General features: G+C 64.7%; 1 protein-coding gene. It reads left to right on the top strand.

Annotated features, from left to right (window positions below):
- Positions 1-389, top strand: a 389-nt coding sequence (locus tag AC1DUE_RS20610; RefSeq protein WP_477041261.1) for an epoxide hydrolase family protein, incomplete at both ends; no start/stop codon positions are given.

The raw sequence follows: 389 nt of genomic DNA, 5'->3' as shown, positions 1-389 counted from the left end.
GTACTGGGCCAGGGAGTACGACTGGCGCAAGGTCGAGGCGAAGCTGAACTCCTACCCGCAGTTCATCACCGAGATCGACGGGCTGGACATCCACTTCATCCACGTCCGCTCGAAGCACGAGAACGCTATGCCGGTGATCGTGACGCACGGCTGGCCGGGTTCGGTCGYCGAGCAGCTGAAGATCATCGAGCCGCTCACCAACCCGACGGCCCACGGTGGCGATGCCTCGGACGCCTTTGATGTGGTGATTCCGTCGATGCCCGGTTACGGCTTCTCCGGCAAGCCTTCGGAGAAGGGCTGGGGCCCGGAGCGCATCGCGCGTGCGTGGGGTGAGCTGATGAAGCGCCTGGGTTACACCAAGTATGTGGCGCAGGGCGGCGACTGGGGTG

This window comes from Cellulomonas sp. P4_A2, assembly GCF_056402515.1.
Note: the sequence above shows the minus strand (reverse complement) of the source record. Positions and strands in the feature narration are given on the sequence as shown.